This is a genomic window from Micromonospora sp. DT53 (genome assembly GCF_049841535.1).
Lineage (GTDB): Bacteria > Actinomycetota > Actinomycetes > Mycobacteriales > Micromonosporaceae > Micromonospora.
In genome coordinates, this window is sequence record NZ_JBNCKM010000015.1 from 42,427 (window position 1) to 57,549 (window position 15,123).

At 72.2% G+C, this 15,123-nt stretch carries 10 protein-coding genes; 8 read left to right on the top strand and 2 right to left on the bottom strand.

What is annotated here, in order from left to right; translation table 11 throughout:
• Positions 1-437: 437 nt before the first annotated feature.
• A complete protein-coding gene (locus tag ACLQ3B_RS32790) occupies positions 438-1,298 on the bottom strand; it encodes a hypothetical protein (protein ID WP_425784541.1) in 861 nt (286 codons plus the stop codon).
• Between the two features lie 205 nt (positions 1,299-1,503).
• Here ACLQ3B_RS32790 and ACLQ3B_RS32795 point away from each other — a divergent pair, with 205 nt between their 5' ends.
• The gene (locus ACLQ3B_RS32795) at positions 1,504-2,829 is read left to right on the top strand and encodes an MATE family efflux transporter (RefSeq protein WP_425784542.1); all 1,326 of its coding nucleotides are present in this window, start codon (positions 1,504-1,506) and stop codon (positions 2,827-2,829) included.
• Between the two features lie 262 nt (positions 2,830-3,091).
• Here the strand turns inward: ACLQ3B_RS32795 and ACLQ3B_RS32800 are convergent, their stop codons facing one another.
• Positions 3,092-3,394 (bottom strand): hypothetical protein, encoded by a 303-nt coding sequence (locus tag ACLQ3B_RS32800; RefSeq protein WP_425784543.1) that lies wholly within the window; start codon positions 3,392-3,394, stop codon positions 3,092-3,094.
• 203 nt (positions 3,395-3,597) lie between these two features.
• On the opposite strand from ACLQ3B_RS32800, the gene truB reads away from it, so the two are divergent.
• The 7 genes from truB (at position 3,598) to ACLQ3B_RS32835 (ending at position 15,092) form a co-directional block, all read left to right on the top strand.
• A complete protein-coding gene (gene truB / locus ACLQ3B_RS32805) occupies positions 3,598-4,482 on the top strand; it encodes a tRNA pseudouridine(55) synthase TruB (protein ID WP_425784544.1) in 885 nt (294 codons plus the stop codon).
• Between the two features lie 92 nt (positions 4,483-4,574).
• Positions 4,575-5,504 carry a bifunctional riboflavin kinase/FAD synthetase gene (locus tag ACLQ3B_RS32810; RefSeq protein WP_425784545.1) on the top strand — a complete coding sequence of 310 codons (930 nt, stop codon included), beginning with the start codon at positions 4,575-4,577 and terminating at the stop codon, positions 5,502-5,504.
• 199 nt (positions 5,505-5,703) lie between these two features.
• Positions 5,704-5,973, top strand: coding sequence for a 30S ribosomal protein S15 (gene rpsO, locus ACLQ3B_RS32815; protein ID WP_030337594.1), 270 nt, complete (start codon positions 5,704-5,706; stop codon positions 5,971-5,973).
• Positions 5,974-6,199: 226 nt separating this feature from the next.
• Positions 6,200-8,590 (top strand): polyribonucleotide nucleotidyltransferase, encoded by a 2,391-nt coding sequence (locus ACLQ3B_RS32820; protein WP_425784546.1) that lies wholly within the window; start codon positions 6,200-6,202, stop codon positions 8,588-8,590.
• 47 nt (positions 8,591-8,637) lie between these two features.
• Positions 8,638-10,035: a M16 family metallopeptidase gene (locus tag ACLQ3B_RS32825; protein ID WP_425784547.1), complete on the top strand. Its 1,398-nt coding sequence runs from the start codon at positions 8,638-8,640 to the stop codon at positions 10,033-10,035.
• 94 nt (positions 10,036-10,129) lie between these two features.
• Complete coding sequence (locus ACLQ3B_RS32830; protein WP_425784548.1) at positions 10,130-10,576, top strand: effector-associated constant component EACC1; 447 nt, start codon at positions 10,130-10,132, stop codon at positions 10,574-10,576.
• Positions 10,569-15,092 carry a caspase, EACC1-associated type gene (locus ACLQ3B_RS32835; protein ID WP_425784549.1) on the top strand — a complete coding sequence of 1,508 codons (4,524 nt, stop codon included), beginning with the start codon at positions 10,569-10,571 and terminating at the stop codon, positions 15,090-15,092. The genes ACLQ3B_RS32830 and ACLQ3B_RS32835 overlap by 8 nt, the downstream gene beginning before the upstream one ends.
• The last annotated feature ends 31 nt before the right edge of the window (positions 15,093-15,123 follow it).

The window sequence follows — 15,123 nt, forward strand, 5'->3', positions numbered from 1 at the left end:
GTCGAGTGTCCAGATGGCGGGAACCGTAAGCAGTATGTGGACCTGAACGATAACTTGGGAGAAGGCCGGCGCCGCCTAGCGGTGCAGGTCATGGGCGGTGGTGCCACACCCCGTGCCGCCTCCCTCCAGGGTCGGATCGACCCGGGCTCACGCTGCCCAGTCGGCTGCTCCGGTAACCCCGGACCGCCGTGGGGCGCTCAGCACGACCGCCCGTGAGGGCCGCCGCGTGCCGGCGGCTCGCGCCCTGGGAAGAGGAGCGCCACCATGCCGAACAAGCCCAAGCCCGAGACCACCACCGACGACGCCCGCGAGCAGGCCCGCCGCGCGCTGCAGACGTCGATGGACACCCGGCAGTGATCCGATCCGTCCGATGGTGACGCCGCCGACGCGCCGCGCCGACGGCGTCACCGTCCGGCCACCAGTGGGAGTCGAGTCGTTCAGGACAGGAACTTGTCCAGGGCCGCCTCGATGGTGCCGGAGTCCGGCGCCGCGTACGCCCTCATGGTGGTCTTGTCGTACGAGATGAAACTCGGGCACCGGTTCGTCGGGGCGGTCACGGTGCCGCCGTCGCCGATCTTCTCGGCGGTCTTTGCCGCGTAGAGGGTCAGGGTGTAGCGCGACGAGACGTAGTCGATGGTGACCTGCTTCTCGTCCTTGTCCTTGTACTGACACTTCTTCGGGGCGCCCTGGCTGCCCTCGTCGAACCTCAGGCAGCCGACCACCGACACCTTCTCGTAGTCCGAGCCCTTGGCGTAGTAGGACTTGTCCGAGGGGACGTACTTCGACGACCAGTAGGTCGGCCGGTCGGGGTTGTTCGAGAACGTGTACGCCTTGGCGCCGGCCGGGCCGTTGTAGGGCGCCGCGTTCAGGATCGGGCTGCCTTCGCAGACGTTCGACAGGTCGCTGGAGTAACGGGCGGTCATCGAGTTGTTGTTGTTCGGTGAGTCCGCCTGCCCGGGCGTGGGGACCGTCCCCGTGCCCGGCGTGCTGCCGGTGCCCAGCGTGGGGGTGGAGGACGTGCCCCGCGCGGGCTCGTCGTCATCGTAAGCGAGCAGGATGCCGATTCCGGCGCCGCAGATGGCGAGGATGACGACCACCGCGCCAGCGACCAGCCCGATGATCAGGCCCTTGTTCGACTTGTTCGGCGCCGGTGGCAGTGGTGTGCCGTAGTGCGGCGGGGGAGGTGGCTGTCCGTACGGCAGGTAGCCGCCCTGCTGCGGTGGGGCCGGCGGGCCGCTCCAGGGGGCGACGTTCGGGTCGGGCTGCTGCTCTCCGTACGGAGGGTAATTGTCGCTCACAGTAATTAGGCCTATCGCTGTCGTGGTGCCCCCGCGTGGGAGGCCTCGGACAGGGTAGTGAGTGCCGCAAACCGGGATGCCGGCGACAGGGAGCGCGTCAGGGCCTCGATCCTCGGTCGACGCCCGCCGAACCGGCCGAGAGGTCGGCTCGTAAGTTATCAGTGGCCTTGTGCTCCTTACCGCGCTCGTGCCAGGATCGGCGGCGATGAGCCAGACCGCCGCCACCGCCAGCCTCTCCGCCTCTCCGCGTCGGATCGCCGGGCTCGCCCTGCCGGCCCTCGTGGTGCTCGCCGCCGAGCCGCTCTACGTGCTTGTCGACACCGCCGTGGTCGGTCACCTCGGCCGGGTGCCGCTCGCCGCGCTCGCCGTCGGTGGCACGGTCATGACGCTCACCGCCTGGGTGGGCACCGTGGTCGCCTACGGCACCACCGGGCGCGCGGCCCGCCGATTCGGAGCGGGTGACCGGGCAGCCGCGGTCGCCGAGGGCGTCCAGTCGTCCTGGTTGGCCTTCGGTGTCGGTCTGCTGATCGCGATCGGCATGCAGGTCGGCGGCGGCGCGCTCGCGCGTACCCTCGCCGGCGGTGGTGGCGAGGTGGCCGACGCCGCCGCGCAGTGGCTGCGGATCGCGGCCCTCGGCGCTCCTGGCCTGCTGCTCGCCGCCGCCGGCAACGGCTGGCTGCGCGGTGTGCAGGACACTCGCCGCCCGTTGTTCTTCGTGCTCGGCCCCAACCTGATCTCCGCGCTGCTCTGCCCGCTGCTGGTCTACCCCGCCGGGCTGGGCCTGGTCGGTTCGGCGGTGGCGAACGTCGTCGCGCAGACGCTCTGCGGGGTGCTCTTCGCCGCCGCCCTGGTCGGTGAGCGGGTGTCGCTGCGGCCCCGGCCCCGCGTGATCCGCCAGCAACTGGTGCTCAGCCGGGACCTGCTGATCCGGGGGCTGGCGTTCCAGGCCAGCTTCCTGTCCGCCACCGCCGTCGCCGCCCGCTTCGGCGCCGCCGCTGTGGGCGCCCACCAGATCGCCCTGCAACTCTGGTTCTTCACCGCGCTGGTGCTCGACGCGCTGGCCATCGCCGCGCAGTCCCTGGTCGGTGCCGCGCTCGGCGCCGGCGACGACGCGGGCGCCCGGGCGCTCGCCCGCCGGGTCGGGCTGCTCGGCGGCGTCTGCGGCGTCGGCTTCGCGCTGCTCATCGCCGCCGGCGCCGGCGTCGTGCCGTCGTGGTTCAGCTCCGATGCGGGGGTACGCGAGCAGGCCATGGTGGCCTGGCCGTGGTTCGTCGTCATGCTGCCGCTGGCCGGGGTGGTGTTCGCCCTCGACGGCGTGCTGATCGGCGCCGGCGACGTGCGTTACCTGCGCAACCTCACCATCGTGGCGGCACTCGGCGGCTTCCTGCCGGCCATCTGGCTGGCGTACGTGCTCGATCTCGGCCTGGGCGGCATCTGGGCCGGGCTGACCCTGTTCGTGGTGATCCGGCTGGTCGCCCTGCTGCTGCGACTGCGCGACGGCGGCTGGGCGGTGACCGGCGCGGTCCGCTGACCGGCTTGCCGGACCGGCCGACCAACACCACCCCGCCGACGACCATCAGCAGGGTCAGCACCAGGCCGAAGCCGAGCAGCAGGGCCCCGTTGTGCCGGGCCGAGAAGAAGCGGACCCGGTCCCATCCGGTGGGCTGGTGCTCGGTCTGCGATGCCCGCAGCCAGGCCGGTAGCGGCACCGGGTTGACCTCCGCGACCGCGACGGGCGGCGGTGGTGGTGGGTCGACCGGCTCCGGGGACGTGTGTTCCGTGTTCTGTCTCCGTCAGTATTCGCCGCTGGTGGCCAGCGCGAGCAGATAGTAGGCGCCGGTCATCAAGGCGGTCCCGAGGACGGCGGCCACCACGAACGACAGCACGGCGACGAGGTGCGGATGCGACTCGCTCCATCTGCTCCGGCCGCGCCAGTGCCACACCGCCCGGCGGACGGCCCGTAGCGCCGGCCATCCCTCGATCAGCTCGTCGACGTAGCGTGCCGGGGTCCGCCGCTTCGGCGTCGGATGCCGCATCCAGTCCGGGAGGTCGACCCGAGCGCGGTGCTCGTGGCCCGGCGGTCGGTCAGTGGTCATTCGGCGGTCCTGATCTCGGGGTGGCGGCATCGGGCGGATGATCTTCGCATCCGGGGAGGTCGTCCGGCTGCCCCTACCTGACAAACCGCCGGATGGACGCCTCGTCCCGACAAACCGGCTCAGCCCTCGGTGCGGGAGGCTGGGGTCACGCCGGGCGTGCCCACACAGTGCCGGGTGGTGGCCATCTGGCAGGCTTGGCCGACGTGAGCACCGATGGTCTGATCGTGGTCGACAAGCCCGGCGGCATGACGTCGCACGACGTGGTGGCGCGGATCCGCCGACTGGCGAAGACCCGACGGGTCGGGCACGGCGGCACCCTCGACCCGATGGCGACCGGCGTGCTGGTGATCGGTGTCGGCCGGGCCACCCGACTGCTGACCTACGTGATCGGCGCCGGCAAGAGCTACACCGGCACCATCCGGCTCGGCCAGACCACGGTCACCGACGACGCCGAGGGCGACGTGACCGCCACCGCGCCGGCCGGCCAGGTCACCGACGACGCGATCCGGTCGGCGCTGGCCGGGCTGAGCGGCGAGGTCGACCAGGTGCCGAGCGCGGTCAGCGCCATCAAGATCGACGGACAGCGGGCGTACAAGCGGGTCCGCGACGGGGAGAGCGTCGCACTGCCGGCGCGGCGGGTCACCATCTCCCGCCTGGACGTGCTGGCGATCCGCCGCACCGAGCCGGACGTGGTGGACGTGGACGTGGACGTGACCTGCTCCTCCGGCACGTACATTCGGGCCATCGCCCGGGACGCCGGCCTGGCGCTCGGCGTCGGCGGGCACCTCACGGCGCTGCGGCGCACCGCGGTGGGTGGCTTCACCCTCGCCGAGGCGGCGACCCTCGACGAGTTGGAGCAGCGCGCGCCGGACGTGGTGAACCTGCCCCTGGACGCGGCGGCCGCCCGCTTCTTCGCCCGCCGGGAGGCCACGCCCGACGAGGCCCGGGTGCTCGCCCACGGCGGACCACTGGACCCGGCCGGTCTCACCGGGCCGTACGCCGTCTTCGGGCCGGCCGGCGGCCTGATCGCTATCGTCAGCGAGCGGGACGGACGGGCTCGGGCAGAGATCGTGCTCGCCCCGGCCTGACGGCGGGGCAGGTCCGCCGGCCCGCAAGCCGGCGGTGTCGACCCGCCGGCCGGCGGGACAGCAGAGTCGGCGGGACAGCAGAGAGGAACGGCATGCAGCGGTGGCGGGGCTACGACGCGGCGCCCGGCGGGTGGGGACGCTCGGTGGTCACCATCGGCGTCTTCGACGGCGTGCACAGGGGGCACCAGGCGACGATCGGGCACGCCGTGGCCCGGGCCCGCGAGTTGGGTGTGCAGTCGGTGGTGGTCACCTTCGACCCGCACCCGGCCGAGGTGGTCCGCCCCGGTTCGCACCCGGCGGTGCTCACCGAGCCGGCCCGTAAGGCCGAGCTGATCGAGGCGCTCGGCGTGGACGTGCTCTGCGTGGTGCCGTTCACCCCGGAGTTCTCCCGGCTGCCGGCCGAACAGTTCGTGCACGACGTCCTGGTCGAGCACCTGCACGCGGCGTTGGTGGTGGTCGGCCGCAACTTCCGCTTCGGGCACCGGGCCGCCGGCGACGTGGCGTTGCTGGAACGGCTGGGCCAGACGTTCGGCTTCGGCGTGGAGGGCAACCCGCTGGTCGCCGAGGACGGCACCGTCTTCTCCTCCACGTACATCCGTTCCTGTGTCGACGCGGGCGACGTGGGCGCGGCGGCCGCCGCGCTGGGCCGCCCACACCGGGTGGAGGGCGTCGTGGTCCGCGGCGACCAGCGGGGCCGGGAACTGGGCTTCCCCACCGCCAACCTGCTCTGCCACAGGTACGCGGCGGTGCCCGCCGACGGGGTGTACGCGGCCCGGCTGATCCGCCGCGGTCAGCACGAGCCGCTGCTGGCGGCGGTGTCCGTGGGCACCAACCCGACCTTCTCCGGCCGGGAGCGGCGGGTGGAGGCGTACGCGCTGGACTTCAGCGGCGACCTGTACGGCGAACGTCTCGCCCTGGACTTCGTGGCGCACCTGCGTGGTCAGATCCGGTACGACTCGATCGAGCCGTTGATCGCCCAGATGAATCAGGACGTCGAGCGCACCCGGCGCGTTCTGGCCTGATCGTCGGGGAGTGGCGGGCCGCCACCGAGGCCCTTCGCCGGGTGTTACCGGCGAGTGCTGGTAGTCTTGCCGGGACGTCGGGTGACCGGCGTGGGGCCTCGCGTGCCTGCTCGACGCCGCGGGTGCGAGGTACCGGTCCGTTCCCGGTCCACCGGGACGACGGACACCCACTTGATCAACCCATCGAAACAGGGAGAACATGGCGCTCGATCAGGAAGCCAAGGCCAGCATCCGCGCGGAGTACGCGACCGCCGAGGGCGACACCGGTTCGCCGGAGGTCCAGGTCGCGGTCCTCACCAAGCGGATCGCCGAGCTGACCGAGCACCTGAAGGTGCACAAGCACGACCACCACAGCCGCCGTGGGCTGCTGCTGCTGGTCGGCCGGCGCCGTCGGTTGCTCAACTACGTCCAGAAGAAGGACATTGCCCGCTACCGGTCGCTCATCGAGCGGCTCGGTCTGCGCCGGTGACGTGACGGGGGAGTGGCCGGACGGCCGCTCCCCCGTACCGCGTCCCACCTGAAGAAACACGGGCCGCGCGACCACCCGAGAGGGAGCCGGTCAGCGTACCGGTCTCCGGTAGTGGCCCCCGGGAACCCGGCATCATGCCGACCACCCGGGCGCTTCGATCGAAGACCGGCCGGCTGAGCAGCTCCCCGATGTCGTGGGCCCACGACGCGAAGGAGCACGACAGCACATGACCGAGACCAAACTCGGCACCGAATCCCGCACCGCCGTGATCGACAACGGGTCCTTCGGCACCCGCGAGATCACCTTCTCCACCGGTCGGCTGGCTCGCCAGGCCGCCGGTTCCGTCATCGCCCAGCTGGGCGAGACGGTCGTTCTCTCCGCCACGACCGCCGGTAAGCACCCGAAGGAGCAGTTCGACTTCTTCCCGCTGACCGTTGACGTCGAGGAGCGGATGTACGCCGCGGGCCGCATTCCCGGCTCGTTCTTCCGTCGTGAGGGTCGGCCCAGCGAGGACGCGATCCTCACCTGCCGGCTGATCGACCGGCCGCTGCGCCCGTCCTTCGTCAAGGGCCTGCGCAACGAGGTCCAGGTCGTCGAGACCATCCTCGCGCTCGACCCGCAGCACCCGTACGACGTCGTGGCGATCAACGCCGCCTCGATGTCGACCAAGCTCTCCGGCCTGCCGTTCTCCGGCCCGATCGGTGCGACCCGCGTCGCCCACATCGACGGCCAGTGGGTCGCCTTCCCGACCCTGGAGGAGCTGGCTCGCGCCACCTTCGACATGGTCGTGGCCGGCCGCACGCTCGACGACGGCGACGTCGCGATCATGATGGTCGAGGCCGAGGCCACCCCGAACGCCGTCGCCCTCATCTCGGCCGGCGCCACCGCCCCGACCGAGGAGGTCGTCGCCAGCGGCCTGGAGGCCGCCAAGCCGGCGATCCGTGAGCTGTGCCGCGCGCAGAGCGAGCTGGCCGAGGTCGCCGCCAAGCCGGTCACCGAGTTCCCGGTCTTCCTGGACTACCAGGACGACGTGTACGACGCCGTCTCCGAGCTGGCCCGCGGCGAGGTCGCCGAGGCGATCACCATCGCCGGCAAGGCCGACCGCGAGGAGGCCCTGGACCGGGTCAAGGCCCGTGTCGCCGAGGAGCTGGGCGCTCGGTTCGAGGGTCGCGAGAAGGAGCTCAGCGCTGCCTTCCGGTCGCTCACCAAGTCCGAGGTGCGCAACCGCGTGCTGCGCGAGCAGGTCCGCATGGACGGCCGGGGCCCGCGCGACATCCGGGAGCTGACCGCCGAGGTCGGCGTGCTGCCCCGGGTGCACGGTTCGGCGTTGTTCGAGCGGGGCGAGACCCAGATCCTGGGCGTCACCACGCTGAACATGCTCCGGATGGAGCAGATGGTGGACACGCTGTCCCCGGAGAACCGCAAGCGCTACATGCACAACTACAACTTCCCGCCGTACTCGACGGGTGAGACCGGCCGGGTCGGCTCGCCGAAGCGTCGCGAGATCGGCCACGGCGCTCTCGCCGAGCGTGCGCTGATCCCGGTGCTGCCGTCGCGCGAGGAGTTCCCGTACGCCATCCGGCAGGTGTCGGAGGCACTCGGCTCCAACGGCTCCACCTCGATGGGTTCGGTCTGCGCCTCGACGCTGGGCCTGCTCTCCGCTGGTGTCCCGCTGAAGGCGCCGGTCGCCGGCATCGCGATGGGGCTTATCTCCGACGAGGTGGACGGCAAGACCCAGTACGTGACGCTCACCGACATCCTCGGTGCCGAGGACGCGTTCGGTGACATGGACTTCAAGGTCGCCGGCACCCCGGAGTTCGTCACCGCGCTCCAGCTCGACACCAAGCTCAACGGCATCCCGTCGGACGTGCTGGCCGCCGCGCTGCAGCAGGCGAACGAGGCCCGGCAGATCATCCTCGGGGTCATGAAGGCGGCGATCGAGGCTCCGGCCGAGATGTCGGACTACGCGCCGCGGGTCACCACCGTCAAGATCCCGGTGGACAAGATCGGCATGGTGATCGGCCCGAAGGGGCAGACCATCAACGCGATCCAGGACGAGACCGGCGCCGAGATCTCCATCGAGGACGACGGCACGATCTACGTCGGCGCCACCAACGGCCCGTCGGCCCAGGCGGCCGTCGACCGGATCAACGGCATCGCCAACCCGACGCTGCCGAAGCAGGGCGAGCGGTTCCTCGGCACGGTGGTCAAGACCGCCGCGTTCGGCGCGTTCATCTCGCTCCTGCCGGGCCGTGACGGCCTGCTGCACATCTCCAAGGTGGGCGACGGCAAGCGGGTCGAGCGCGTTGAGGACTTCCTCAACGTCGGTGACCGGGTCGAGGTCGAGATCGCGGACATCGACGCCCGCGGCAAGATCTACCTCGACAAGGTCCGCCCGGAGGGCACCGAGGCTCCGGCCGCCGGTGACGCCGCCGCTGGCGACCGGCCCGCTGGTCGGGACCGGGGCGACCGGGCTCCGCGTGACCGTGGCGACCGTGAGCGTGGCGGCGACCGTGGCGGGCGTGGCCCGGAGCGCGGCGGCGAGGGCGGCAACGGCGGCGGCGGCGAGGGTGGCGAGGGCGGCGAGCGTCCGCGCCGCCGGACCCGGCACAGCTGATCGTCGTACCACGCATCACCCACCCCTCGTCGAACCGGGAGCAAGACGTGAGTCGGGCCATCAGCGCGCCGTTTCCACCGGATCGACGGGGGGTGGCCCCGTCACGGGACACCGGGGCGGGCCGCTCCGGCGGCACCACCCGCGCGGTGACCCGGACACTCAGCGAAGACCCGCTGGGCGGCACGGTACGACGTACCGTGCTGCCCAGCGGCCTGCGCGTCCTCACCGAGGCGATTCCGGCGATGCGCAGCGTCTCGTTCGGCATCTGGGTGGCGGTCGGCTCCCGTGACGAGACCGGTCCGCAGGCCGGTGCGGCGCACTTCCTGGAGCACCTGCTCTTCAAGGGCACCCACAAGCGCACCGCACTGGAGATCTCCTCGCAGATCGAGGCGGTGGGCGGTGAGACCAACGCCTTCACCACGAAGGAATACACCTGCTACTACGCCCGCGTGCTGGACGAGGACCTGCCGCTGGCGATCGACGTGATGTGCGACCTGGTCGCCGACTCGCTGTTGGAGCCGGCCGACGTCGAGACCGAGCGTGGCGTGATCCTGGAGGAGATCGCCATGCACGACGACGAGCCGGGTGACGAGGTGCACGACCTCTTCGTCCAGGCCGTCTACGGCGATCACCCGCTGGGTCGGCTGATCTCCGGCACCGCGGAGACCGTCACCCCGATGACCCGGCGGCAGATCCAGAGCTTCTACCGGGGCCGCTACACCGCGCCGCAGATCGTCATCGCCGCCGCCGGCAACCTCGACCACGCCGCGGTGGTCAAGCTGGTCCGTCAGGCCGTGCGCGGCACCCCGCTGGACAGCGACCCGGCCAGCCCGGCGCCGCACCGCGCGGCGACCCCGGCGGTACGCACCAAGCCGGCGACCACAGTGGTGGAGCCGAAGGAGACCGAGCAGGCGCACGTCATCATCGGCTGCCCCGGCATCGACCGGCTCGACGATCGGCGCTTCGCCCTCGGGGTGCTCAACAACGTGCTCGGCGGCGGCATGTCCAGCCGCCTGTTCCAGGAGATCCGCGAGCAGCGCGGCCTCGCGTACTCGGTCTACTCCTACGCCAGCCAGTACGCCGACAGCGGCCTGTTCGCCGTCTACGCCGGTTGTGCGCCGGGCAAGGTGGACGAGGTGCTGGCCCTGACCCGCGCCGAGCTGGCCCGGGTGGCCGCCGACGGGTTGACCGAGGCCGAGGTGGCCCGGGGCAAGGGGATGAGCAAGGGCTCCTTCGTGCTCGGCCTGGAGGACACCGGCTCTCGGATGAGCCGGCTGGCCAAGGGTGAGCTGCTCTACGGCGACCTGATGCCTGTCGACGAGTTGCTCCGCCGCGTCGACGAGGTCACCGTGGAGGACGTGAACGTCCTCGCCGCCGAGCTGCTCAGCCGCCCGATGTCGTTGGCCGTGGTGGGCCCGTTCGGCGCTGGAGACTTCGCGGTCTGACCCGCCCGACGGGCCGCCGCCCGTGTCGACTCATCGACGTCGTTGCTCGCCTTCGATAGGCTGCGACGCGTCGAGACGAGCTGCGGGGGCTGGCGTGGACGTACGGATCATGGTGTCTGCCGAGGACCAGCTGGCCGCCCTCGAGTCACTGCAGGAATGGCTCGTCGACGACGGCGAGCTCCGCGGCCGGGTCACCGGGCACGAGTCGCCGCCGCCGCCCGGTGCGCTGGGTCCGGTGCTCGACTCGCTCCTGCTGGCGCTGGCCCCGGGCAGTGTGGCGACAGCCCTGGCGACCGCGCTGATCTCCTGGATTCGGCATCGCGGCGGCGCCGTCCGTATCGAGATCGACCTGCCTGACGGTCGGCGGGTGAAGCTCGAAGCGGACCGGGTCCGCGAGCTGACCGATGCCCAGGTGCGCGCCCATGTGGTCGACCTGGTCGCCGTGCTGACGTCCGACGCGTCTGCCCCGGTGGGGACCGACGTGGTCGCGCCGCCGGCCAGCCGGACCGGCGTCGACGGGCCGCCCGCGACGCATGGGTGACCTCACCGGCCGGGGCGTACAGATCCTGGTGATCGGCACCGAAACCCACCACGGCGATGGGCTGCCCTCGGTGCCGGTGGTGGGTCGTACCTTCACCGCGTTGGTTGAGCGCCTGCGCACCCGGTGCGGGGTGCCGGCAGGGCAACTGCGGGCGGTGCACGACCCACCGGACGCGGTCACCATCGCCCGGGAGGTCACCACTGCCGCGCAGCAGGCCACCACCGTCCTGCTGATCTACTTCGTCGGCCACGGCCTGCGCGGGCCCGGCGGTGAGCTGTACCTGGCGGCCAGCGGCACCGACCGACTCACCCCCGGTCTCGCCGCGCACCAGGCGTACCCGGTCTCGGACCTGCGCGAGGCGCTGACGGCGTGCCAGGCGCCGTCCGTGGTCGTCGTGTTGGACTGTTGCTTCTCCGGGCGGGCCCACCTGGACCCGCCGGTCACCGATCCGCTCGCCGGGCTTCCCCCGGTGCACGGCGTCTACCTACTGAGTTCCGCCGAGCAACTCGCGTCGGCCGACCCGGACCGCGAGCACACCACCTTCACCGGCGAACTGATCGGGTTCCTCGACCGGGGCGACCCGTCCGCCGGGCCGCAGCTGACCCTTGACGACGCGTACCACCATCTCTTCGACGTGCTGCGGGCGCGCGGCGAACCGCTGCCCCGGCGTCAGGAGGCCGGGCACTCCGGCCGGCTCGTCCTCGCCGACAACCCGGCGTACCGCCCGGTCACCGACCCCGATGGCGTTCCCGTCGCACAGTCCAGCGGCCCGAGTCCCTACCGGAGCCTGGATGCGTTCCGGGAGAAGGACGCCGACGTGTTCTTCGGGCGGGAGTCGGCGACTGCCGCGCTTGTCGATGCGGCGGCGCGGCGGCTGGCCGACCCGGGCACGCTGCTGGTGCTCGGGCCATCGGGCAGTGGCAAGACGTCACTCCTGCACGCGGGTCTGTTGGCCCGCGTACGGCGGGACGGGCTGGCCATTGGCGACGGTGAGCCACCGGTGTGGCCGGTGATCCTGCCGGTCCTGACCCCGGGCTCCGGGCCGCTCGCGGCGCTTGCCCGAGCCCTCGGTGACGAACACCCGGATGCGGGCGGCAGGTTGGCCGAGCGGCCGGAAGCCGCCGTCGACCTGGTCGAGGCCATGGCCCAGCGGCGGACGGTGCTGCTCCTCGTCGACCAGCTGGAGGAGTTGTTCACCCTCGACGTCGGCGACGAGGCCCGGGCGGCCTTCGCGGGCTGCCTCGCGGCGCTGGCCGCGCCCCGCGCGGGCGGCGCCCCGCACGCCGTCGTGGTGGCCGTTCTGCGGGCCGACTTCTACGGTGTGGCGAGCGAGGATCCGGCTTTCGCCGGGCTGCTGGCCGGTGCGCGGGTGGTGGTCGGGCCGTTGACGGGTATCGAGCTGCGCCGGGCGATCGACGGCCCGGCCGCCCAGGCCGGTCTGGAGATCGGCGACGGCCTGGCCGAGCTGGCGCTGCACGAGCTGGGCGCCGGTCGGCCCCGAGGGCCGGAGCCGGGCGCACTGCCGTTGCTGTCCCACGTGCTCTGGGAAACGTGGCGGCGCCGTACCGGCAACCGGTTGAGCGTCGCCGGCTACCGGGACAGCGGCGGGCTCAACGGGGCGATCGCCAAGACCGCCGAGGACACGTACGACGGACTCGACGCGCCGGAGCAGGTTGCCGCCCGCAAGCTGCTGTTGCGGCTGACCCGGGTGGGGGACGGCGGCACGGACACGGCCCGGCCGGTGCCGCGTGCCGAACTGCTGCACGGGCTGGGCTCCGCCGCCCCGGTGGTGCTGGAGCGGCTCGCCGCTCGCCGGTTGGTCGGCATCGACCCGGACGGCGTGGTCCGGGTCAGCCACGAGACGCTCCTGCACGCCTGGCCCCGACTGCGCTCCTGGGTCAACGAGGATCGGGCAAGGTTGGTGGCCCGGCAGCAACTCTCCGACGCCGCCCAGCTGTGGCAGACCGGCGGGCGTGACCGGGGAGACCTGCTGTCCGGGGCGCGGCTGACGGTGACCCGCAAGTTCCTGCCGAAGGACGAGGTCGACAGGCTGAGCCCGGTGGAGCGGTCCTTCCTGGCCGGAAGCCTGCGCCTGCGGCGGTTGCGGCGCGCCGCGGTCGGGGTGATCGCCGTCCTGGTGCTGCTGCTGGGCTCGGGGGCGGTGATGGCGGTGCAGCAGCGAGCCCGGGTGGAGCGGCTGGACGCGCAGATCGCCTCCCGCCGATTGGCCGCCCAGGCGAACGCGATGCGGTCGAGCAGGCCGGAGGTGGCGCTCGCCCTCAGCCTGACCGCCTACCGCACCGCCGCCACACCGGAGGCCCGACAGGCGTTGTACGCCTCCTACGCCGAGCCACGCCCGCAGCTGCTGACCGGCCACGAGAAGCAGGTCTTCAACCTGGCCTACACGCCGGACGGTCGTACGCTTGTCAGCTCGTCCCACGACTGGAGCATCCGGCTGTGGGACGTCGCGGATCCCCGGCACCCCGCCCCGAAGGGCGTCATCCCGCGTTCGGGCAGCACAGCCATCGGGCTGACCCCCGACGGCCGGCTGGTGGTCGGGGGGTCACCGGAGAGCCTGAGCCTCTGGGACATCACCGATCCGGCCCGTCCGGTCGAGGTGGCCAGCGTGCCGACCCCGCGTTCGGTGACCTACTCGGTGGCGGTCGCGCCGGACGGCCACACGGTGGCGACCGGCGGCGACAACGGAACGCTCCGACTCTGGGACATTAGGGATCCGACCCGACCGACCCTGATCGACAGCCGCACGATCGGTGGGTCCGGGCTGCGCGGGGTGGCGTTCAGCCCGGATGGCCGGACGTTGGCCGTCGCCCACCTGATCACCGACGACAGGGAGCGGGGCAGCACGGTGTCCCTGTGGGACGTCCGTGATCCTCGGCGGCTCTCGCAGTTGGTCGAGTTGCCGGTGCTGACGGCCGACGCGGTCGCCTTCAGCCCGGTGGGCACGGTGCTGGCCGCCGGTGGCGCCCAGGGAGTGGTCAACGCGTGGGACGTGGCCGATCCCCGCCATCCCCGTTCGCTTCAGGACCAGACGCTCGGCAACCCGGCGCACGACGGCTCGATCTTCTCGCTCTCCTTCCGGTCCGACGGCACGCTGTTCGCCACCGCCAGCACCACCGGCGAGGTAAAGCTGTGGCGGATCGATCGCGGCAGCGCCAGCGGCTCCGTCAACCTGTGGGCGACCCTGCCGGGTGTCGATCCCAGCGGGTCGGTGGCCTTTCGACCGGACGGGCGCGGCCTCGCCAACGGCACCGACGGTGGCACGATCCGGGTCTGGTCGCCCACCGCGCCGGTGCTCACCGGCGACCTCAACGCGGTGGGCGATCCGGTGCCGGGCCGAGCGTTCGGGTTCGCCGGTCGATACGTGCTGACAAATGTCGGGCCTGACGGGCCGGCGGGGGCGCGACTGTGGGACGTCGGCGTCCGGCCACCCGCGCTGGCCGGACAACTGCCCGGGGGTTGGAACGCGGCCGTGTTCCTGCCCGACGACCGGACGGTGATCAGCCGAAACGCGGACGGCAGCGGCTTCCGACTCTGGGACGTCTCCGACCCGCACCGACCGATGCCCGTCGCCGACCTGCCCCGGCCCACCCGCACCAGCGGCGAGTTCACGCTGGTCGCCAGCCCGGACGGCCACCACCTCGCCGCGGGTGACAGCCAGAGCCGGACGATCCGGTTGCTGGATGTCCGCGACCCGCGGGCACCGACCGAGGCCGCCCGTTTCGACAACGCCGAGGCCGCCCAACACCTGTGGTTCCTCGATGACGGTGTGCTGGCGGCGTGGGGCGTCAAGGACATCCAGCTGTGGGACGTGCGCGACAGGTCCCACCCGGTGCGGGCCGGTGTGCTGAACGATGCCGCCCGTGCGGGCGGCCTGCTCTACGAACGTCGCCGGAAAGTGGCGTTCATCGACGACCGCGACACGAACAACCAGGTGGTCAGCCGGCTGTGGGACCTGGGCGACCCGTACCACCCCGGTCGCCGGGACGGCACCATCCCGCTGGACGACGCCGATGCCGGCCTCATGGTCACCGACCCGAACACGGTGGTCGTCGACACGGAAACCGGCACGGTTCAGACCTGGGACATCACCGACCTCGACCACCCGGTCGTCGGGGCGGCCCTCGCCAGCGACGTGGGTCTGCACGAACTGGACGTCAGCCCGGACGGGAAGACCCTGGTCGGCACCTCCACCTCCAGCTACACCGGTAGCGACTTCGAAGTCTGGCGACGCGAGGATCCGGGTGGCCTGTTCAGCAGGTTCGCCGTGGTGCCCGGCGACTTCACGGAATTCACCCCGGACGGTCGGTCGGTGCTGGGACAACTGCCGGGCGCGGGACCGCACAGCGTCTTCGCCCCCGACGGTGGGGTCGCCCTGTGGGACCTGGACCCGGACCGGATCCAACGGGAGCTGTGCGAGTCGCCGCCCACCACGCTGTCCGACGTCGAGTGGCGGCGGTATTTTCCCGGCCTGTCGTGGCGGTCCCCGTGCCCCTGATCGGGCCCCTTTTCGTCGTGCCCGGGACAGT

Bases quoted from the DNA above. Each gene is read 5' to 3' on its own strand.
- ACLQ3B_RS32835 (WP_425784549.1), top strand. From the start codon at position 10,569: ATGGGTGACCTCACCGGCCGGGGCGTACAGATCCTGGTGATCGGCACC.
- ACLQ3B_RS32800 (WP_425784543.1), bottom strand. From the start codon at position 3,394: ATGACCACTGACCGACCGCCGGGCCACGAGCACCGCGCTCGGGTCGAC.
- ACLQ3B_RS32795 (WP_425784542.1), top strand. From the start codon at position 1,504: ATGAGCCAGACCGCCGCCACCGCCAGCCTCTCCGCCTCTCCGCGTCGG.
- ACLQ3B_RS32810 (WP_425784545.1), top strand. From the start codon at position 4,575: ATGCAGCGGTGGCGGGGCTACGACGCGGCGCCCGGCGGGTGGGGACGC.
- rpsO (WP_030337594.1), top strand. From the start codon at position 5,704: ATGGCGCTCGATCAGGAAGCCAAGGCCAGCATCCGCGCGGAGTACGCG.
- ACLQ3B_RS32820 (WP_425784546.1), top strand. From the start codon at position 6,200: ATGACCGAGACCAAACTCGGCACCGAATCCCGCACCGCCGTGATCGAC.